Here is a 20,391-nt window from a genome sequence, read left to right as displayed (position 1 = left end):
GAGGCGCCATGATGGTCAAGGCAATCCGTATCGCCGCCACCGGCGGCCCTGAAGTGCTCGACTACGTGGATGTCGAGGTCGGCGAACCGGGACCGGGCGAGGCGCGCGTACGCCACCACGCGATCGGCCTGAACTACATCGATACGTACTACCGCACCGGCCTGTACAAGATGGCGCTGCCGTCCGGGCTGGGCCAGGAAGGCGCCGGCGTGGTCGAGGCGGTGGGCGAGGGCGTCACGCACGTGGCGCCGGGCGACCGCGTCGCCTATGCCGGCGGCCCGGCAGGCGCCTACAGCGAGGCGCGCGTCATGCCGGCCAGTCACCTGGTGCGCCTGCCCGATGCGATCCCGTTCGAGCTGGGGGCCGCCATGATGCTGCAGGGTCTGACGGTGCAGTACCTGTTCCGCCAGACCTACCAGCTGCAGCCGGGGCAGACCATCCTGTTCCACGCGGCGGCGGGCGGCGTCGGGCTGATCGCTTGCCAGTGGGCGAAGGCGCTCGGCGTGAACCTGATCGGCACCGTGGGCTCCGAGGAAAAGGCGGAACTGGCGCGCTCCCACGGCGCGGCCCACGTCATCAACTACAACACCGAGGACGTGGTGCAGCGCGTGCTGGAGATTACCGACGGCGCCAAAGTGCCCGTGGTGTACGACTCGGTCGGCAAGGACACCTTCCTCCGATCGCTCGACTGCCTGCAGCCGCGCGGCCTGATGGTCAGCTTCGGCAATGCCTCGGGTGCGGTGCCGCCCTTCGCGTTGAGCGAGCTGGCCTCGCGCGGCTCGCTGTACATCACGCGGCCGACGCTGTTCGCCTATGCCGCGACGCGCCCGGAGCTCGAGGCGATGGCGGCGGACCTGTTCGGGATGGTGGAAAGCGGGAAGGTGAAGATCGAGGTCAACCAGCGCTTCAAGCTGGCGGACGCGGCCGAGGCGCACCGGGCGCTGGAAGGGCGCCGCACCACCGGGTCGACGGTGTTGCTGCCATGAGGGACACCGACAAGGAAGACGGCGGGGCGCCGAAGTTCGGGCGGCTCCTGATCGTGCTGGCGTTCGCGCTGGTGCTGATCGTGGCGATCACGTTCGGCTCGGAGGCATACTTCAGTTAATGTGGCAGGTTTCGTAGGGTGGGCGGGGTCATTCCGGGCATTGCCCGAAATGACCCCGCCCACTCTACAGTCCTTCCTAACTGACAGGCATTGAGCCGACGGCCCCGTTCTTCATTGCGGCCTCATTGCGCCCAAACTCAGCCGTTCTGCTGCTTCAGCTCGACCCGTCGCGCCACGCCCGAGGGCCCCGGAAAGCCTTCGAAGGCGCTCTGCACCAGGGCCGGCATCAGCGCCGGCGTCGACAGCTGGCGGCTGGTGTTGTGCACGGTGACATCGAACAAGCGCTTGCCATCGGCAGCCGACTTGATCCCGACCTGCAGCTCGCGGCGGTAGCGGTTCTCGACCGAGACCTGGTAGGCCGGGCTCCAGAACGGATCATAGAACGGGCTGCTGTAGAAGCCGCCCCAGTACGGACGGTGCAGGCCGCGGTAGCCGAAGCGCCGCGCCGGATGGTAGTACGGGCGGTAGAACGGATGGGCGAACGGGTGGTAGAACGGCGTAATCGGCTCGATGACGCGCACCGGCACTTCCGTGGTGCTGAAGCGCATCGATACCGTCAGGGCCGGCTTGCCGCCCACGGCGTCACGGAAGCCCAGGCGCGCCAGCTGGCCACGCACCAGGTCCTGGTAGGCGCGGTATTCCAGCGTGTCGTCTGCTGCCGGCGGCGCTTCGAACACATAGCTCTTGTCCTCGATCTGCGCCGGCCACTGGTGGAAGGTGGTGACATCGCTGCGGATCGTGGTGGCGCACCCGGTCAGCAGCATCGTGAACGCCGCTCCGGCGGCGATCATCAGGCGTTTCATTGCTTTCTCCCTCGTGAATACGGACTTTTCCGATCCTCTAGATTACCTTCTGTTCAGCAACTCCCGAAAATTATTTACACACGGTTACTGCATCCACATTCTGATACACGGGAAACGTAGCGGGTGTGAGGAAATCTTGTTGGTAAAATAAGCACTTCAGCATTGCCCACAACCTGCCTTTTGCGGACTTCCTATGCGCACCGATACGCCCCAGACGATTTACCGGAGTGACTATACCCCGCCGAGCTACCTGGTGGAAACTGTTGAGCTTGGCTTCGACCTCGACCCTGCCCGTACCGTTGTCGCCAATCGGATGACGGTGCGCCGCAACCCCGGCAGCGCCCAGCGCGAGATCGAGCTCTACGGGGAAGACATCGAACTGGTGGCGCTGCGCCTGAACGGCCGCCTGCTGGAAGACCGCGACTACGCGATCAACGGCACCATGCTCACCATCCCGAACGCGCCCGAGGAAGCCATCCTCGAGATCGAGACCGTTTGCATACCCGAGCAGAACACCACGCTGAGCGGCCTGTACACCTCGAACGGCAACTTCTTCACCCAGTGCGAGGCCGAGGGCTTCCGCCGCATCACCTACTTCCCGGACCGCCCGGACGTGATGGCCAAGTACACCGTCATGCTGCGGGCCGACAAGGAACGCTACCCGGTGCTGCTGTCCAACGGCAACCTGCTGGAAGAGGGCGAACTCGGCGACGGCCGCCACTACGCCAAGTGGGAAGACCCGTTCAAGAAGCCCTCCTACCTGTTCGCGCTGGTCGCGGCGCGCCTGGTCTGCCAGGAAGAAACCTTCCGCCTCGCCGATGGCCGTGACGCCCTGCTGCAGGTATGGGTGGAAGAAGGCAACCTCGACAAGACCGACTACGCGATGCAGTCCCTCAAGCACAGCATCCGCTGGGACGAGGAGCGCTACGGCCTCGAGCTCGACCTCGACCGCTTCATGATCGTCGCCACCAGCGACTTCAACATGGGTGCGATGGAGAACAAGGGCCTGAACATCTTCAACACCAAGTTCGTGCTGGCCAACCCGCGCGTGGCGACCGACATCGACTTCCAGGGCATCGAGGCGGTGGTGGCGCACGAGTACTTCCACAACTGGACCGGCAACCGCGTCACCTGCCGCGATTGGTTCCAGCTGTCGCTCAAGGAGGGCTTGACCGTCTTCCGCGACCAGGAATTCACCGCCGACATGATCGGCACCGAGAGCGGCCGCGCCGTCACCCGCATCGACCAGGTGCGCACCCTGCGCCAGGCCCAGTTTCCGGAAGACGCCGGCCCGATGGCGCACCCGGTGCGTCCCGACTCCTTCGTCGAGATCAACAATTTTTATACCGTCACGGTGTACGAGAAGGGCGCGGAAGTGGTGCGCATGTACCAGACCCTGCTGGGCCGCGACGGCTTCCGCAAGGGCATGGACCTGTACTTCCAGCGCCATGACGGCCAGGCCGTCACCTGCGACGACTTCCGCCTGGCGATGGCCGACGCCAACGGCCGCGACCTGACCCAGTTCGAGCGCTGGTACGACCAGGCCGGCACCCCGGTGCTGCGCTTCGAGGCGCGCTACGACGAGGGCGCCCAGACCTATGGCATTACCTTCCACCAGAGCTGCCCGCCGACGCCGGGCCAGCCGCAGAAGAAGCCTTTTCACATCCCGGTGGCGATCGGCCTGCTCGACCGGGAGGGCAAGGACATGCCCCTTAGCGTCGATGGTGAAGAACGCGGCACCACCACCGTGCTCGAGCTGACGGAAAGCCAGCAGACCTTCGTCTTCTCGAACGTGAAGGAACAGCCGGTGCCCTCGGTCCTGCGCGACTTCTCGGCGCCGGTCGTCCTGCAGCACGGCTACAGCGACACCGAGCTGCTGCACCTGTTCCGCTACGACAGCGACCCGGTCAACCGCTGGGAAGCTGGGCAGCGCCTGGCGATGGGGCGCCTGCTCAAGCTCACCGGCGAAGCGCCGGTTTCCACCCGCCTGAGCCTGGACGACACCTTCATCGAGGCGATGCGCAAGATTCTGACGGACGAGTCGCTCGACCCGGCCTTCCGCGAACAGGCCCTGCTGCTGCCGACCGAAACCATGATCGCCGAACAGCTCGACAGCGTCGATCCGCTGGCCGTGCACATGGCGCGCCAGTTCATGCGCGCCAATATCGGGGCGCGCCTGCGCGGCGAGCTGCTGGCCCAGTACGAAGCCAACCAGACCTCCGGCCCCTACAGCCCGGATGCCGCGTCCGCCGGCAAGCGCGCCCTCAAGAACCTGGCGCTGTCCTACCTGAACGCGGCACCGGACGAAGAGACCGTCGCGCTGGCACTGCGCCAGTGCCGCGAGGCCGACAACATGACCGACCGCGCCGGTGCCCTGAATGCCCTGATCCATGCCCGGGCGCCGGAAGCCGAGGCCGAGCTGGCGCGCTTCTACGACGAATTCCAGGGCGAGGCGCTGGTGGTCGACAAGTGGTTCGCGATGCAGGCCTCGGCGCCGACCACCGACATCGCCAAAGTCCGCGAGCTGATGCGCCACCCGGCCTTCAACCTGCGCAACCCGAACCGCGCGCGCAGCCTGGTCGCGACCTACTGCATGAACAATCCGGTCGAATTCCATGCCCCGAACGGCAGCGGCTACCTGTTCTGGGCCGAGCACGTCGTGCTGCTCGACGCGCTCAATCCGCAGGTCGCCGCGCGCCTGGCCCGCGCCATGGACCGCTGGCGCCGCTACACGCCGGAACTGCAGCAGCACATGAAGACCGCGCTGCAGCAGGTGGCGGGGCAGCAGCGGCTCTCGAACGACGTGCGCGAGATCGTCACGAAAGCACTTGCCAATTGATGTTCGTAGGGTGGGCAGGGTAATTTCGGGCAATGCCCGGAATTACAAATGCCCACGCGGTGACCGTTAATGCATGAAGAGCCGCACGTGCAATCCCACCACCGTGGCTTGACCGCGTGGGCGGGAGACCCGCCCACCCTACAAAAACAAGAACCGAATCCAAACCAAACCAAAGGAAGTTCATGAAACGCGTAAGTCTGACGCAGTACCTGGTCGAGGAACAACGTCTCCACCAGACCATCAACGCCGAGCTGCGCCTCCTGATCGAGGTCGTGGCGCGCGCGTGCAAGCGCATCAGCTACTCGGTCAGCAAGGGCGCCCTCGGCGAAGTGCTGGGCAGCGCCGAGACCGAGAACATCCAGGGCGAAGTGCAGAAGAAGCTCGACGTGATCTCGAACGAGATCCTGCTGGAGGCGAACGAGTGGGGCGGCCACCTGGCGGCGATGGCGTCCGAAGAAATGGAAACCATCCGCAAGATCCCGAGCCGCTACCCGAAGGGCGAATTCCTGCTGCTGTTCGACCCGCTCGACGGCTCCTCGAACATCGACGTCAACGTCTCGATCGGCACCATCTTCTCGGTGCTGAAGGCGCCGGAAGGCATGACGGAACCGACCGAGCAGGACTTCCTGCAGCCGGGCACCCAGCAGGTGGCGGCCGGCTACGCCGTCTACGGGCCCCAGACCATGCTCGTACTCACCACCGGCAACGGCGTGCAGTGCTTCACTCTCGACCGTGAAATGGGTTCCTGGGTGCTGACCCAGAGCGACATCCAGATCCCGGAAGCCACCAAGGAGTTTGCGATCAACATGTCGAACAAGCGCCACTGGCATGCGCCGGTGCAGCGCTACGTGGACGAGATGCTGCTTGGCGCCACCGGCCCGCGCGGCAAGGACTTCAACATGCGCTGGATCGCCTCGATGGTGGCCGACGTGCACCGCATCCTGAACCGCGGCGGCATCTTCATGTATCCGGCCGACATGCGCGATCCGTCTTCGCCGGGCAAGCTGCGCCTGATGTACGAAGCCAACCCGATGGCCATGATCGTCGAGCAAGCCGGCGGCGCCGCCACCGACGGCACGCAGCGCATCATGGATATCCAGCCGACCAAGCTGCACCAGCGCGTCCCGGTGTTCCTCGGGTCGAAGAGCGAGGTCGAACTGGTCACCCGTTATCACGCGGAGTAATTTTTTGCTAATGTTCGCTTGAAATTGCCGAGCCGGACTAGCAAGTTTCCGGAGTTGTTTGCTAGAATACGGCTCTTCGTCGGGATTGCCCGCGTAGAGCCGCTGTAGCTCAGTCGGTAGAGCAGCGCATTCGTAATGCGAAGGTCACCAGTTCGATTCCGGTCAGCGGCACCAGGATAATGAAAAGGGCCACCCCACAGGGTGGCCCTTTTTGCATTTGGGTCTGGTCTGTATACCCCGATCAGGGCGAGACGCGTGCGGGAACGCCCGGCGACGCCCCCGTGGCGCCCACATCCGGCGGCTTCGCCCCGATCAGCGCTGCGAACGCGCGCGGGCAGAGGCGCATGAACGTGCGGTGGAGCAGGCTCAGGATGGCGACGATCGCTACCGGTATCGCGAACCAGTAGAGCGGGTAAGGCAGGCCGTCAGCGAGCGTCTGGTAGGCCACCGACGACACCAGCAGCAGGGGCGCATGGGCCAGGAAGATGAGGAAGCTGGCCTTGCTCTGGGACTGCATCCAGCGCCCGGGCCGCGTATCGTGCAGCAGCGCAGCCGCGGACCAGATGAGGACGGGGGCGATGAAGCGGAAATAGGTGGTGTTACCGATCCGGAAGTGAACCACGCACATGCACAGGACGACGAGTAGTCCCAGGCAGGGAAGGGCGTAGCGGTCCAGGGCCAGCAGGTTCCAGTTGCGCGTCGCCGCCAGCCCGCCGACGTAGAACATGACCGGCATGACGTCGCGCAGGACCAGCGCGCCATCGAGGTTGTTGAAGAAAATGAGGAGCACTGCCGCGAATCCCATCCATGGCCGGCTGCGCAGGATGAAGCCCAGCAGGGGCGCGAGTGCCATCAGGACCATCAGGTCGCGCAGGAAATTCAGCGGATAGTTGATCGGCGATGCAGACATGCCGAAGGCCGCATCGAGCCAGGTCGGCGCATCGAAGGGCAAGAGCTGATAACTCATGCGAAGACCCAGCAGGTGCTGGGCCAGGAAGGCCCCGGCCAGCACGAGCAGGTTGAACACGAGGAAGGGCAGGGCAATCGTACGCATCTTCTTCCTGAACAACCGTGTCCAATCCTGGTCCAGTCCGGAGCGAAACAGCAGGTAGCCGGACATGCCCGCCAGCACCGGCACGGTGGCGCGAAATGCGGCGTGCTGGAAGAAAGCCTTGATGAAGTCGAAGGTCTCCGGGCCGGTCTCGATGATGGGCACATAAGGCGGGGTATGCAGGACGACCACGCCGACGATCATGAGATACCTGAGCATGGCGATGCGATCGGATACGAGTTGCTGTGCCATCAAACTTTTAACGTCAATTGTAAAACTTAACGATTAGAAGTTTATCAATTTACTTTTGGGAAAGCCGCACGATTGAATGAACGCGCCTAGCGCATGCGACGCATTCAAAGGGCCGCTTCCTGCAGCCCACGCACCAGGCTCGACACGCTCGGGTTGTCCACGAAAATGCAGCGCTTGCCCGTGCGCTTGCAGTAATCCTTCACCCGCCAGTAGGCGTGATGGCTGATGCAGCCGGTCTGGCAGATCACCAGGTCGGCCGCCGCCAGGCTGGCGTCCAGCTGGCCGGCGCTGTCTTCCAGCCCGCCGTCGTGGTGGGCGAACTGCGCGCCGACCTGCTCGATCACGTTGCGGTAGACCGGCACGCTGCCGCTGCGCCCGCCCACGCACAGCACGCTGCGGTTCACCAGCCGGACCGGGACCGCCACGGACATGTGCGGCACATCCGCAGGTGTTTCGGCGCTTGCCGGCGGTGCCGGCGTATCCGGGGCCGCATTGCGTGCGGCCTTCAATGCCGCCACCTGGGCCCGCAATGCCGCTTCCCGTTCTTCCATCTGCGCCACGCGATTTGCAAGCCGCTTGCGCGTCTCGAGCTCGGGCACCTCTGCCTGCAGTCGGGCCAGCTCGGACCGCAGTTGGTGGATGTCGGTGTCCTTCGCGACCAGCGCGGCGCGGCCGGCCATCAGCTGTCGTTCGTAGCGTTCGGCCTGCGCGGTCTTTTCCTGCTGCAGCGCATGGCAGCGGCCCTGCGCCCGGGCCAGCTCGCGCACCAGGCGGGCATTCTCGCTTGCTACGGCCTTGTACTTGTCGATGTCGGCCCGCGCGCCGGCGCCGGCCTGGTGCTGCACCATGTGGATGTCGCGGCACATCTGCTGCTCCAGCCCGGGCGTGCAGCGCGGGTGGGTGAGGGCGGCCCAGAACGCGCCCGCCACGTTGCCGGCATCGACCGCCTGCGTCCACAGTGCGCCGACTTCCTCCGTGGTCCTGGCGCAGCGGAAGCGGGCGACGTCGGCGGCGTAGCGCCGCTCCAGTTCCTTCTGCAGCGCTTCGGAGACCGGGTTGCGCTGGGCGCATTCGCTGACGGCGCCGACGTGGATATCGTAGTCGTCGTGCAGCAGCCTGCCGCCCGTGACCCGTTCCACCAGCTTGCGCAAGGCGTTCAGCGGCAAGGCGACGCCGACCAGCGGGCAGTGGCTGGCCTGGCCGAGTTCCCAGACGCGCCGGCGGCGCGATCCCTGTTGCGATGCCTCGGCGGCCTGCGGAGCGTGTTTGTCGCACATGCGTCGTTTCCTTTCAGCTCGTAAATGAGAATGATTATCATTCATATGATAGCGCAGCTGAGGTGGATGGCAAGCGGATTCGCCGCGGCAGGGCCGCGCCGGGGCGTCATTCCGGTGGATGGCACAGCTCTGTTAGTCAGCGCACGGTCCCGGAAGCACGGCCGTTGTATTTTTTGTATCGCGACGCAGTGTCCGATACTGCGCGCGTTTTCGGACCGCCACAGGCGACCGCTCACGCAGCGACGAGGACGCTTACGCTAACGGTGGAACTTTTGCGTTGGTTTTAGGTCCCGAGTTATGGGAATGGAGCAACGGCAAGAAACAAAGTTCTGCGTTGAGATAGCGCAGTCAATCGTCGTCCCTCGCGCCGTTTGAGGCGGAATCGAGGAAGAATGTGGTGATAGTCGGGTATCGGTCTAATCGCGTTGGTCTACATTTTAACGAGGGATACATCATGGATAATCAGAAACCTACCGAGGGAAAAGGCAGCGACGCAAGCCGCGAGGGTGCAGGTTCGAGCATCGGTAAAAGCCAGACTTCTGGCCTGAACCAGGGCAGCAGCGCTTCGGGCAGCAGCCAGAGCGGTTCGTCGAGCAGCCTCGGCAGCGCCAACGCCTCGCCGAGCACCGCCAAGCCGGCTACCGGCAGCAGCAGCGGTGTCGTCGGCGGCACCAGCAACGCAGGCAGCATGCAGAGCGGCTCGCAGGGCTCGGGCAACCTGGGCAGCACCGGCAGCACCGGCAGCCAGAGCAGCTCGCTGGGTTCGAGCGCAGCCGGCACCAGCGGCAGCATGAGCGGCTCGACCGGCGGCAACAGCGCCCTGGGCTCGAGCGGCAGCAGCTCGGGCAGCAGCGGCAGCATGAGCGGCGCCAGCGCACAGTCGTCGGACATGTCGTCGGGCGGCGACCAGTCGCAAGGCGGCCAGGGCGGCATCAAGGCCGCCATGTCGAACATCACGCCTGACAAGGCGCACGAGAAGATCGACCAGCTCGCACAAAGCGCACAGCCGCTGGTCGACCGCCTGGTCAGCACCGCACACGCAGGCGTCGACCGCCTGACCGGCATGCTGAGCGGCGCCTCGGAGAGCCTGGGCCAGCGCAAGGGCCAGCTGGGTGAAACCTACCAGACCTACTCGACCAAGAGCACCGAGTACGTGAAGACCAACCCGGGCACCGCCCTGCTGGTCGCGGCCGGCGTCGGCTTCCTGCTGGCCAAGCTGCTGGGCAGCAGCAACACCACCGAGCGTAAGGAATATCGCTACTATCGCGACTGATCGGCATAAGCCATCAATGAAAAACCCGGCGGGCCTCGGCCTGGCCGGGTTTTTTTATGAATGGGTAATCCGTCGACGCGTCAGCGCAGAAGATCGGCCAGGGCCTGCCCGGCGCGCTGCCTGGAGGCGGCGTCCGGAGTCGGAAGGTGGACTTCAACCCACAGGACACGCTGCGGCGCCACGCCGCCGTCAAGGGCCAGTACGTAGAACACCGGCTGGCCGTCGACAGCGGTCGTCGTGTACGCGACCTGGTGAAACCTGTTCGACTGCAGAAAACGGCGCGCATCCGACGGCAACGCGAACTTGAGCGTGGCGCCGTCCGGCAGCGACAGCGCGTTGCGCATGGTCGGGAAACCGCCGATGCGTGTCGCGATGCGCTGCAATTGCGCCGAAGTTGCCTTGCGGGCCTGCATTTCCCCAGGCTTGAACATCGCAGCGGCGTCATCGAAGCGCTGCTGCTGCAAGGCGCGCACGAAGCGCTCCGCATGCATGGGGATCTGGCTGTCGTCGGCCGCGGCCGGGAACGACACTGCGAAGCATGCGGCAAGGGCGGCGAGCGGACGAATGGGGGACATCCTTCGGCGATTCCTGAGGTAATGAACATGGCCGCCGAGCATACACGAACGATCGGCCGACATGTCCGCCCGTTCTCACCCGTGAAACGAAAACGGCGTGCTTGTGCGGCACGCCGTTTCCACTCCACGCTCAGGCAGGATCACTTCACCGGATCCGAGGCCGGCTCCTTCACCGGCGCCGCTACCGGCTTGCGCCGCATGCGTCCCATCTGGCGCTTCATGAAGTGCTCGAAGTCGTCCACATAGGTGAACACCGCAGGCACCACCAGCAAGCTCAGCAGCGTCGAGGTGATCAGGCCGCCGATCACGGCGATCGCCATCGGAGAACGGAAGCTCGGGTCGCCCGACAGGCCGAGCGCCAGCGGCAGCATGCCGGCGCCCATGGCGATGGTGGTCATGATGATCGGGCGCGAACGCTTGTGGCAGGCGTCGACCAGGGCATCGAAGCGGTTCATGCCCGCTCCGCGCGCCAGGATCGCATAGTCGACCAGCAGGATCGAGTTCTTGGTCACGATCCCCATCAGCATGATCAGGCCGATCATGGTCGGCATCGACAGCGCATTCTGCGTGAGCAGCAGGGCCACGAAGGCGCCGCCGATCGACAGCGGCAGCGCGGCCAGGATGGTCACCGGCTGCATGAAGTCGTTGAACAGCAGCACCAGCACGCCGTAGATGCACAGCACGCCGATCAGCATCGCCACGCCGAAACTGGCGAATAGCGCGTTCATTTCCTGGGCGTCGCCCAGTTCCGCGATCTGCACACCCGGCGGCAGCTTCTGGAACACCGGCAGGGCGCGCGCCTCCTTGTTGACCTGGCCCAGCGAGCGCCCCTGCAGCTCGACTTCCAGGGTCACGTTGCGGGTGCGGTTCAGGCGGTCGATCTGGGCCGGGCCGCTTTCCATGGTGATGGTCGCGACGTTCGCCAGCAGCACCGGCCCGCGCGAGCCGGGCACGGTCAGGCGGCCCAGCGCATCGAGGTCGGCGCGCACCGCGTCCGGCAACTTGACGCGGATCGGCACCTGGCGCTCGTCCAGGTTCATCTTCGCCAGCGCGATGTCGTAGTCGCCCGCAGTGGCCACGCGCACCGTCTCGCCGATGGCGGCTGCGGTCACGCCCAGGTCGGCGGCGCGCGCGAAGTCCGGGCGCACGATGATCTCGGGTCGCACCAGCGAGGCGCTGGAACTGACGTTGCCGATGCCCTGCAGCGTGCGCAATTCGCGCTCGGCCTGGCGTGCCGTCGTGGTCAAGAGCTCCGGGTTCTCGCTGCGCAGCACCAGCTGTAGCTTGGTGCCGGTGTCGGGGGCGCCGACATTGAAGCGCGCGCCCGGAATCTGCGACATCTTGACGCGCAGCGCGCGCTCGATGTCCGACAGCCCGACGTCGCGCTCGTCGCGGTGGACGGTGCTCACGGTCAGCACCGCGCGGCGCGCTTCCGCCGCTGCGCCGGGGGCGAAGGCATCGCCGCTGGAGCCGCCGCCGATCGAGCTGAAGATGCTCTTCACGCCTGCTACCTGCATCGCCGCCACGCGAGCCTGCTCGGCCACGGCGTGCGTTTCCGAGAGAGTCGAACCGGGCGGCAACTCCACGGTGATCAGGGTCTGAGAGCGGTCCGCCGGCGGCACGAAGCCGGTCGGCAGCAGCGGCACCAGGGCGATCGAGCAGAGGAAGAACACGGCAGCGCCGATCGAGGTCGCCAGGCGGTGGCGCAGGCACCACTGCATGGCGGTCATGTAGCGCCGCATCAGCGGGCCGTCTTTCTCTTCGCCGTGGTGCTTGGCCGGCTTGAGGATGTAGGCGGCCATCATCGGGGTAAGCAGGCGGGCCACGACCAGCGAGGCCAGGATCGCGATCACTGCGGTCCAGCCGAACTGCTTGAAGAATTTGCCCGGAATACCGCCCATGAAGGCGGTCGGCAGGAACACCGCGACCAGGGCGAAGGTGGTGGCGATCACCGCCATCCCGATCTCGTCGGCCGCTTCCAGCGCCGCCTGCATCGGGGTCTTGCCCATGCGCAGGTGACGCGAGATGTTCTCGATCTCGACGATCGCATCGTCCACCAGCACGCCGATGACGAGCGCCAGCGAGAGCAGCGTCACCATGTTGAGCGTATAGCCGAACAGGTACTGGCCGAGGAAGGCGGGAATCACCGACAGCGGCAGGGCGGCCGCGGCCACGAAGGTCGCGCGCCAGTCGCGCAGGAACCACCACACCACCAGCACCGCCAGCACCGCGCCTTCGTACAGCATCTCCATCGAGGCGTCGAAGTTCTCCTGCACCGGCTCCGAGTTGTCGATCACCTCGCGCAGCACCACGTTCGGGTGCTCCTTCTGCAGCTGGGCGATGGCCGCGCGCGCGCCTTCGGCCACATCCACCTCGCCCGCCCCGCGGGTACGGAAGACCTCGAAGCCGACCACCCTGCGCCCATCCTGCTCGGCCAGCGCGCGCGGCTCGGCCACGGTATCAAGGACGGTGGCGACCTGCTCGAGCTTCACATGGCGGCCGTCCGGCAGCGGGATGTCCATCTGCGCCAGTTCCTGGGCCGACTTCACGGTGGCGATGGTGCGCACCGATTGCTCGGCGCCGCTGACGTCGCCGCGGCCGCCGGGGCTTTCCCTCTGCACGTTGCGCAGCTGGCGCGAGACGTCCAGCGCCGATACCCGCAGCGCGGCCATGCGCTCGTCAATCAGCTCGACCCGCACTTCGCGGGTCACGCCGCCGACCCGCTTGACCGCACCCAGGCCGGGCACGCTGAGCAGGCGCTTGGCCACGTCGTAATCGACGAACCAGCTCAGTTCCTGCTGGTCCATGGCGCTGCCGGCCGTCTTGCTCGGTTCGGCGGTGAAGGTGGCGACCACGCGGCCGGCGGTGGCCGCCTTGGTCACGCTCGGCTCGCGCATCTCGGGCGGCAGGTCGGCACGTACCCGCGCCACCGCGTCGCGCACGTCGTTGACCGCGTCGGACAGGTCCTTCTCGAGGATGAATTCGACGGTGATGGTGGCGACGCCGTCGAGCACCCGGGTATAGATGTTCTTGACGCCCTGCAGGGTGGCGACCGAATCCTCGATCTTGCGCGCCACCTCGGTCTCGAGCTGGGCCGGTGCCGCGCCTTCCAGCGTGGCGGCCACGGTCACGATGGGCAATTCGATGTCCGGGAAATCCTGGATCTTGCTGGCCTTGAAGGCCAGCAGCCCTGCCAGCGTGAGCAGGGCGAACAGCATGATCGCCGGGATCGGGTTGCGGATCGATAAAGCGGAAAAGTTCATATTCGCTCCGCTCAGCGCGCCGCGGTCTGGCGCTGCGTCTTCGCCGGCGCCGCCGGGGCCGGGTTCGGCACCGGGCTTGGCGCCGGGGTTGGTACATTGCGCACCAGATCGCCGTCGTTCAGGAAGCCGGCCCCGCTGACGACGATCGGCGTGCCGGCCGCCAGCCCGCCCACGATCTCGACGCGGTCGCCGAGGCGGCGGCCGGTGGTGACCTTCAGCTGGCTCACGCGGCTGTCCCCGTTGAGGCGGAACACGTAGCTGAAGCCGTCGCGCACGGCAACCGCTTGCTGCGGCACGGTGAGGGCGCTGGAGGCGCCCAGTTCGAAACGGCCGCTGGCGAACATGCCGGCCTTCAGCGGCGCATTGGCCGACAGGGACGGCGGCAGGTCGACATAGACCAGGGCCAGGCGGGTCTGCGGATCGACGGTCGGCGCCACGGTGCGCACCTTGCCCACGATCTCGCTGCCGCTGGCGGCACGGACGGCGGCGCGCATGCCCGGCTTGAGGCGGCCCAGGTCATTCGAGGTGACTTCGGCGCGCCATTCGAGGCGGCCCTGGCGGATCATGCGGAACAGTTCGGTGCCCGGGCCGGTGACGGCGCCGACGGTGGCGCTGCGGCTCGAGATGATGCCGCTGTCGGGCGCGACGACGGTGGCCTGGCGCAGGCGCAGTTCCTGCTGGGCCAGCGTCGCCCTGCTGGCGCTCACGCGGGCCTGGGCGGTACGCTCGGCCGTCAGGAGCTGGGTGACCTGCTGCTCGCTCAGCGCGCCGGAGTTGCGCAGGGCGCGTGCGCGGTCGGCGTCCGCCTTGGCGGCGCTGGCATTGGCCTGGGCTTCCTGCAGCGCGGCGCGCGCCTGCTCGACGTCGGCGCGCACGGTCTCGCTGGCGAACACGGCCAGCGTTTCGCCCTTCTTGACGACGTCCCCGACGTTCACGCGCACTTCACTCAGGCGCAGGCCGTTCGACTCGCTCCCGATGATGGCTTCCTGCCAGGCGGCGACGCTGCCGTTGGCGGTCAGCCCTAGCGGCAGCTTGGTCGTGGCGGGCTGGCCGGTGGTGACGGTCAGGGCCGGTGTCGGGGCGGCCGGCTTCTCGTCCTTGGCAGTGGCGCGCTGAGGCAAGGCCAGCGCCGTGGCGAAGCAGAGCGTTGCGCCAGCGATGGCAAGCAGCGGGACGGGGAGATTCTGGGGCAGGCGGCGGAGGGTAGGCATCTTCGTCAATGGACTTTGGTTCAAGCTGTCAAGTGTAGCAAAGTTGCAATGCCATGCGGGGTGATTCATGGCCTGGCGTACTTACAAATATTTACCAAACGGCGGAGCAACGGACCCTGTGTGGGTATATAAAGCTGGAATGCAAGTCCTTACCGTATTGTTTTGTCGCGCGGCACTCGCGCTGCTCCTCCTGGCGATGGCCGGCGCCGCCCGTGCGCAGGTCTCCACCCCCATCGACGAGGGGCTGGCGCAACACCTGTTGAACCGCCTGGGCTACGGCCCGTCGCCAGGCGAGCTGGCGCGGGTGCGCGCAATGGGCGTGCAGGCTTACGTCGACAGCCAGCTGGCGCCGCCGCCCATGCCGCCGCGCCTGGAGGAGCGCCTGCGCGCGCTGTCCGGACCTGATGCGCACGGCGAGGAAGCGCTTCTACGTGCCATTGCGAGTCCGCGCCAGCTGGAAGAAGTGCTGGTGGGGTTCTGGCTGCAGCATTTCAGGGAAGGGGATGCCGCAGGCCGGGTAGTGCGACCGCATGTGCTCGGCAGCTATGCCGGTCTGGGCGCGGCCTTGGGCAAGCGTGGTGGAGAAGGGGCTGCGATGCAGGCGCTGGTGCGGCACTTCGTGACGGCTCCGTCGGCAAACCTGCAGCGGTCGGTAGCCCGGGTGTGGGAGTCGACACGAGGAGACCAGCGCGCCGTGCTGCGCCGACTGTTGACCAGCCCCGAGTTCCTGGCGCGGTCGCAGTGGAACGGCAAGGAGAAGGACGCGCTCCGCTTCGTGTCCTCGGCAGTCCGGGCCTCCGGCCTGGTGGTGGAGAACGTGGCGCCGCTGATGCCTTTCGTGCGCGGTCCGCTGTCGGATAAGGAGCGCGCCGAGTTCGTCGAACGCCTGGCGGGTGGCCGACTGGCGCTTGCACCCGTTCGACCGCATGAGTACGCTTCATCGGCACCGCCGCTGCGTGCCATCGAGGCGGCACAAGGGAGCGTATCCCAGCCGGGGCCGGTCTTGATGACGGCGCCGACGCCCTCCGCTGTGGCCATGGCGGCGGCACGCGGCCAGCCAGCAGATCCGGTCCGCCTGCGAGAACAGCTGCAGAACCAGGAGTTCTTGCGTTACTAGAAGGCGAAAATTGCGCGGCGCAACAAAACGGCCGGGGCTGCCTTTTTTGGAAACGCTTCCTGTTCGCATTTGACTACGTAATTCTACGGTATTGCACTGCACAAAAAACGGCGGTATATTGGAACTGTCTCCTCCAGTTTTCTCCGAAAATTGGATTATCGCCCGCCAGCCGCAAGGTTCGCGGGCGCTTTTTTTGCGTGTTCAGTCCGTCTGGGCCACATCAGCCCCCTGGAAAGACCCTGTGCGCCAGGTCAGCACCAGCGTATCGCGGTGTCCATGCTCGCCCAGCGGCTGGATCGGCGTCGATTCATGGATGACGGCCGCATCGTCGAGCAGCAGCAGGGTCCACGGTTCCAGCATCGTGAAACGCTTGCCCGCCGGCCCGTCGGCTTCGAACACCCGCGTTTCCCCGCCCTTGATGCCGGTACGATGAATCAGGATCACGGCGACGAAGTCCACGCCGTCGCGGTGCGCGCCTTCCGGCGTCGGGCGGCCGATGCCGTCGGCGGTATCGATGCGGAACTGGTGCGCTTCGACGTACCAGGTCTGGCGCCCGCGTACGCTGGAACACACGTCGCCCAGCGCGCGCAGCAGGCGGCCCCAGGCCGGATTCTTCACCGTCTCGAGCTCGACCGGCGCGAACAGGCGGTGCATGCCGCCGTGCAGGGCGTTGTACTCGACCGGCTGCCAGTGCGGCCGGTGCGGCACCTGCACCAGCGCGTGGCCGGCGTCGTCGCTGTCGTCGATGAAGCAGGAGTGGCGCCGCCGCCGGTAGCGGCCGCCGTCCTTGAGGTAGTTGTCGAGCTCGAGCCGGTCCCAGCTCGGCACCAGCGACTGCAGCTCGTCGAGGGTGCAGCCGGCCAGGCGCGCGACGTCGGAAGGGCGCAGGAGGGCATAGCCCTCGCTGCGCACGGCGTCCGCCAGCTGCGACGGATCGGTGTAGGGTAGGTCACGTATGGTCATCCGGTTAGCGTAGCAGGTTTCCATGCTGCCGACATGACCATGGGCAATTCCTGAGCCCGGTTCTTACCAGTTCTTCGTGAAGCTGAGGCGGAAGGAGCGCGGCTCGATCGGGTGGAAGTGGATGTCGTCGACAGCTTCCGCCTCGTTCGGCAAGCGCGAAGCATAGTAGTAGTCGATCGCCGAATCGCGCCGGTTGGTGAGGTTGAAGCCTTCCAGCTCGATGCGCATGTCCTTGCCGATCCGATAAGCCACGCGGCCGTTGAGCGTCAGGCTGGCGCGCGAGCGCACGCTGTCGTCCTCGATCAGCGGACGCGGCCCGAAGTAGCGCAGGCGCAGGGCGCCCGACCAGGGGCCGGCGCGGTCTACCGTCAAGCCGAGCTGGGCCACGCCTTCGACGGCGCCCGGGATGCGCGCATGTGTAACACCTTCGGCAGGGTTGCCGCCGCGCGAACGCGCCCGCGCATAGGCCGCGTCGAAGTTCAAGGTCAGCCACTTGTTGGCGCGCACGCTGTTCGACAGCTCGACGCCGTAGCGCCGGCTCGGGTCGCCGGCCTCGGTATTGCCGGCGTCGCCGATGTAGGTCAGCTCGGAATCGAAGTCGAGGCGGTACACCGACACCGTGGTCTCCGTCTTCGGGATTGCCACCGTGCGCAGGCCCAGTTCCACGCCGCGCGAGCGTACCAGGCCCGCCGTAGAGTCCACCGGATCGAGGGTCTTCGGATCGACCGTGGCCACGGTGCCGCGCGCATCGTTGCTGTGGAAGCCGTGGCCATAGTTGAAGTACAGCTCGGTATGCTGCCACGGACCGTAGGCCACGCTCAGCGACGGCGTCACGAGGGAATCGCGGGCGCGGCCGGCGTTCTCCGGCCGGTCGCCGTCGACGCGGAAGCGGTAGGCATTGGCGCGCACGCCGACCACCGTGCGCAGGGCCTTGCTCCACATCGTGGCGTTTTCCAGGTAGACGGCGGCGCTGCCCTCGACGATGTGGTCTTCGCGCGTGGTCGCGATGCGCCGGCGCGCGCGGGTGTCGTACAGACCGTTGAAGATGTTGTCGTTCTGGAGCTGGAAGCCCACGGTCATGTCCGACGCGATCTCGCCCTGCTTGTACGCATGCCAGGTGTGGCTGCCGTCCAGGCCCGTGGTCACGCGGCGGTCCGGCTGGGCGAACTGGTCGCCGTTGACCGGGTCGTTGAGAAAATAGGTGAAGTTCGAATACAGGTCGAGCCGGTTGCGGATCGCGTAGGCGCTCAGGCTGCTGGCCGTGTCCTGGGTGGTGCGGCGCCAGCTGCCCGAGAGGCTGCTGCGCTGGGCTTCGCCGCCGTCGCTCAGGTCGATCGCGTCGAAGCGCCCGATCTGGCCGCCGCTTTGGCCACCCCTTACGGCGCGCAGCGGGATCTGGTCGGTGGCGTTCCAGTGGCCGCGGTAGTGCATGGCGGTGACGGTCCAGCCGTTGTTGGCGTAGCCGCGGCTGTAGCGCAGCACCGCATTGATCTTGCGGTAGCCGTCCGGGCGCGTCCACGGGCCGTCGTTCTTCATCAGTTCCAGCGCATACAGCAGGTTCCCGCCCGCCAGTTCGGGCGATGCGGCCAGCACCGTGCGCGCGTACTCGTCCTGGCCGAGCGTCACGGAAGCCAGCGGCGACACCAGGCGGTTGGCGTAGGCGATCGAAGCCTTGCCGGCCGAGGCGAAGTCGCCGTCCGTGGCCGAATAGGGGCCCTTGCGGTAGTCGAGGCGGGTGACGATTTCCGGGATCAGGAAGTTCAGGTCGGTCCAGCCCTGGCCGTGCGCGTGGCTGCGCTGGTTGACCGGCATGCCGTCCACCCAGGTGGCGAGGTCGGTGCCGTGGTCCAGGTTAAAGCCGCGCAGGTAGAACTGGTTGGCTTTTCCCTCGCCGCTGTGCTGGCTGGCGATCAGGCCGGGCGTGGCCTCGAGCAGTTCGCCGGGGCGGTACACGGTGCGGTTCTCGAGGTCCTTCGCGCCGACGGTGCCGGAGCTGGCCGAGTCGGTCATGCCGATCTGGCTGGTGCGCGAGCCCTCGACGAGGACGCGCTGCAGGACGAAGTCGTCGGCGAGGGCCGGGGTATGCAGGAACAGCGCCGCGACGGCGCAGGCAATCTTGGTATGGGTGGGACGAAACATCACGGTTGTTTCTCTTGCGTCGGCTGCTGTGTTGCTTGTTCCATGGCGGCCTGGGTGAAAGTCAGCGAGCGGATGGCGCCCGCGTTGTTGAGGTTGACGGTGTTGACCTGGTCGGGCAGGAAGTCCATCAGCACGCCCTGGTGGATCGCGGCCGTCTTCGACAGCGGTGCGTTCTCCAGTTCCTGGTAGATGACCACGCTCTGCGAATCGGCGGTCATGCCGACCCAGCGCACCGGCAGGCGCGCCTTGTCCTGGCCCTTGAGGACGAAGCGGCTCTCGACATACTTGCGCAGCACGACCTGGTCTTCCGGATCGCCCAGGTCGAACTGGCGCCCGTACAGGTTCATCAGGAGCGCCTCGATGTCGTGCGCCATGTAGGTGTGGACGATCTCCGTGCTGCCGGTGCGCGGATTGAACGCGACCTCGGTGATCCCCATGTGGAAGCGGTGGGCATCCGCCGCCGCGCTGACGACGAGCAGGGCGGCGGCGCACAGCGCCTTGAAGGAGTGCTTCAGGCGAAACATCATCATTACTCGGCTTTCTTCGCGTCGGACGTCTTCGCAGGCGCGAGCTTGGTGTTGAAGTCACGCATCAGGTTGTTCGCCGGTTCACGCTCGGACTTGAACAGTTCCAGGCGCGACGGGGTCGCTTTCGCCGGCCACGCGTTGTTGCTCACGTCAATGTCGGCGGTCTCCCAGTACGGGTCCTGGACCAGGCCCACGATCGGCTCGTCGGTGACGAACAGCTTGGTGATCTTCTTGGGCGAGTAGCGCCATACCTCGGCCGGAATGCGCTCGATGTATTTCTTGCCGCTCTTGGTCGTGATCTCCACGATCAGCGGCATCACCAGGCCGCCCTTGTTCGAGAAGTCCACCAGGTACAGGTGCTTGCCTTCCTTGAGCAGGGCCTTTTCCCAGTCCTCCAGGCCGTTAATCAGCTCGTTGTACTTGTTGCGGTCCTTGTTGGTGACGGTGAAGTCGTCGTTCTCGTTGTAGAAGTCCTTCAGCTCCGGGAAGCGGTCGACGCGGCGCTCCATGCCCTTGTTGCGCTGGTCGGTGATCGAGATCGGCTCTTCCTGCTTGCGCGCGCGCGCCCAGGCCTTCTCGATTTCCGGATCCTTGGTGCTGACGGTGTATTCAAGGATGCCGTCGACGCTGATGTCGACCGCATCGGTGGTGTAGAACCAGCCGCGCCAGAACCAGTCCAGGTCGGTGCCGGAGGCATCTTCCATCGTGCGGAAGAAGTCGGCCGGGGTCGGGCGCTTGAACTTCCAGCGCTCGGCATATTCCTTGAAGGCGAAGTCGAACAGCTCGCGGCCGAGGATGGTCTCGCGCAGGAT

At 66.2% G+C, this 20,391-nt stretch carries 15 protein-coding genes, 1 tRNA gene and 1 pseudogene; 7 read left to right on the top strand and 10 right to left on the bottom strand.

Going from position 1 to position 20,391, the window contains the following annotated elements; translation table 11 throughout:
• Window positions 1-11: 11 nt before the first annotated feature.
• Both MA09_RS03055 and MA09_RS25455 read left to right on the top strand, forming a co-directional pair.
• Window positions 12-986: a quinone oxidoreductase gene (locus tag MA09_RS03055; RefSeq protein ID WP_036245497.1), complete on the top strand. Its 975-nt coding sequence runs from the start codon at window positions 12-14 to the stop codon at window positions 984-986.
• On the top strand, window positions 983-1,105 hold the full coding sequence (locus MA09_RS25455; protein WP_267872569.1) for a hypothetical protein: 123 nt from the start codon (window positions 983-985) through the stop codon (window positions 1,103-1,105). Before MA09_RS03055 ends, MA09_RS25455 begins: the two co-directional genes overlap by 4 nt.
• Before the next feature lie 137 nt (window positions 1,106-1,242).
• On the opposite strand, the gene MA09_RS03050 is transcribed toward MA09_RS25455, so the two are convergent.
• Window positions 1,243-1,908 carry a DUF4136 domain-containing protein gene (locus tag MA09_RS03050; protein WP_036245389.1) on the bottom strand — a complete coding sequence of 222 codons (666 nt, stop codon included), beginning with the start codon at window positions 1,906-1,908 and terminating at the stop codon, window positions 1,243-1,245.
• Window positions 1,909-2,101: 193 nt separating this feature from the next.
• Between MA09_RS03050 and pepN the strand changes: the two genes are divergently transcribed.
• The 3 genes from pepN (at window position 2,102) to MA09_RS03035 (ending at window position 6,105) form a co-directional block, all read left to right on the top strand.
• A complete protein-coding gene (pepN, locus tag MA09_RS03045) occupies window positions 2,102-4,747 on the top strand; it encodes an aminopeptidase N (protein ID WP_036245388.1) in 2,646 nt (881 codons plus the stop codon).
• Between the two features lie 182 nt (window positions 4,748-4,929).
• Window positions 4,930-5,931 carry a class 1 fructose-bisphosphatase gene (locus MA09_RS03040; RefSeq protein ID WP_036245387.1) on the top strand — a complete coding sequence of 334 codons (1,002 nt, stop codon included), beginning with the start codon at window positions 4,930-4,932 and terminating at the stop codon, window positions 5,929-5,931.
• 98 nt (window positions 5,932-6,029) lie between these two features.
• A tRNA-Thr gene (locus MA09_RS03035) sits at window positions 6,030-6,105 on the top strand.
• 67 nt (window positions 6,106-6,172) lie between these two features.
• On the opposite strand, the gene MA09_RS03030 is transcribed toward MA09_RS03035, so the two are convergent.
• Together MA09_RS03030 and MA09_RS03025 are read right to left on the bottom strand one after the other, a co-directional pair.
• Entirely contained in the window at window positions 6,173-7,234 is a 1,062-nt protein-coding gene (locus tag MA09_RS03030; protein WP_081897389.1) for an acyltransferase, read from the bottom strand.
• Between the two features lie 104 nt (window positions 7,235-7,338).
• On the bottom strand, window positions 7,339-8,511 hold the full coding sequence (locus tag MA09_RS03025; RefSeq protein ID WP_036245385.1) for a DUF2325 domain-containing protein: 1,173 nt from the start codon (window positions 8,509-8,511) through the stop codon (window positions 7,339-7,341).
• Window positions 8,512-8,965: 454 nt separating this feature from the next.
• Between MA09_RS03025 and MA09_RS03020 the strand changes: the two genes are divergently transcribed.
• Complete coding sequence (locus MA09_RS03020; protein WP_036245384.1) at window positions 8,966-9,784, top strand: YqjD family protein; 819 nt, start codon at window positions 8,966-8,968, stop codon at window positions 9,782-9,784.
• 80 nt (window positions 9,785-9,864) lie between these two features.
• On the opposite strand, the gene MA09_RS03015 is transcribed toward MA09_RS03020, so the two are convergent.
• From MA09_RS03015 to MA09_RS03005, 3 genes are all read right to left on the bottom strand, one after another.
• On the bottom strand, window positions 9,865-10,359 hold the full coding sequence (locus MA09_RS03015; RefSeq protein ID WP_036245383.1) for a hypothetical protein: 495 nt from the start codon (window positions 10,357-10,359) through the stop codon (window positions 9,865-9,867).
• A gap of 140 nt (window positions 10,360-10,499) precedes the next feature.
• Window positions 10,500-13,622, bottom strand: coding sequence for an efflux RND transporter permease subunit (locus MA09_RS03010; protein ID WP_036245381.1), 3,123 nt, complete (start codon window positions 13,620-13,622; stop codon window positions 10,500-10,502).
• A gap of 11 nt (window positions 13,623-13,633) precedes the next feature.
• Entirely contained in the window at window positions 13,634-14,833 is a 1,200-nt protein-coding gene (locus MA09_RS03005) for an efflux RND transporter periplasmic adaptor subunit (protein ID WP_036245496.1), read from the bottom strand.
• A gap of 139 nt (window positions 14,834-14,972) precedes the next feature.
• On the opposite strand from MA09_RS03005, the gene MA09_RS03000 reads away from it, so the two are divergent.
• The gene (locus MA09_RS03000; RefSeq protein WP_161783189.1) at window positions 14,973-15,950 is read left to right on the top strand and encodes a DUF1800 family protein; all 978 of its coding nucleotides are present in this window, start codon (window positions 14,973-14,975) and stop codon (window positions 15,948-15,950) included.
• A gap of 201 nt (window positions 15,951-16,151) precedes the next feature.
• On the opposite strand, the gene MA09_RS02995 is transcribed toward MA09_RS03000, so the two are convergent.
• The 4 genes and pseudogenes from MA09_RS02995 to MA09_RS02980 form a co-directional block, all read right to left on the bottom strand.
• Window positions 16,152-16,913 carry a 2OG-Fe dioxygenase family protein gene (locus tag MA09_RS02995; protein ID WP_036245375.1) on the bottom strand — a complete coding sequence of 254 codons (762 nt, stop codon included), beginning with the start codon at window positions 16,911-16,913 and terminating at the stop codon, window positions 16,152-16,154.
• Window positions 16,914-16,976: 63 nt separating this feature from the next.
• Entirely contained in the window at window positions 16,977-19,052 is a 2,076-nt protein-coding gene (locus MA09_RS02990) for a TonB-dependent receptor (protein WP_036245373.1), read from the bottom strand.
• Entirely contained in the window at window positions 19,052-19,582 is a 531-nt protein-coding gene (locus MA09_RS02985) for a DUF6702 family protein (protein ID WP_307182924.1), read from the bottom strand. The genes MA09_RS02990 and MA09_RS02985 overlap by 1 nt, the downstream gene beginning before the upstream one ends.
• Window positions 19,582-20,391 (bottom strand): annotated as a pseudogene (locus MA09_RS02980) (aminopeptidase); the annotation flags it as partial. The gene MA09_RS02985 and the pseudogene MA09_RS02980, both read right to left, overlap by 1 nt.

It is taken from the genome of Massilia sp. BSC265, from assembly GCF_000740675.1.
Taxonomy (GTDB): domain Bacteria; phylum Pseudomonadota; class Gammaproteobacteria; order Burkholderiales; family Burkholderiaceae_D; genus Telluria.
The sequence above is the reverse complement of the archived record's forward strand: the minus strand, read 5'-3'. Positions and strand labels throughout refer to the sequence as shown.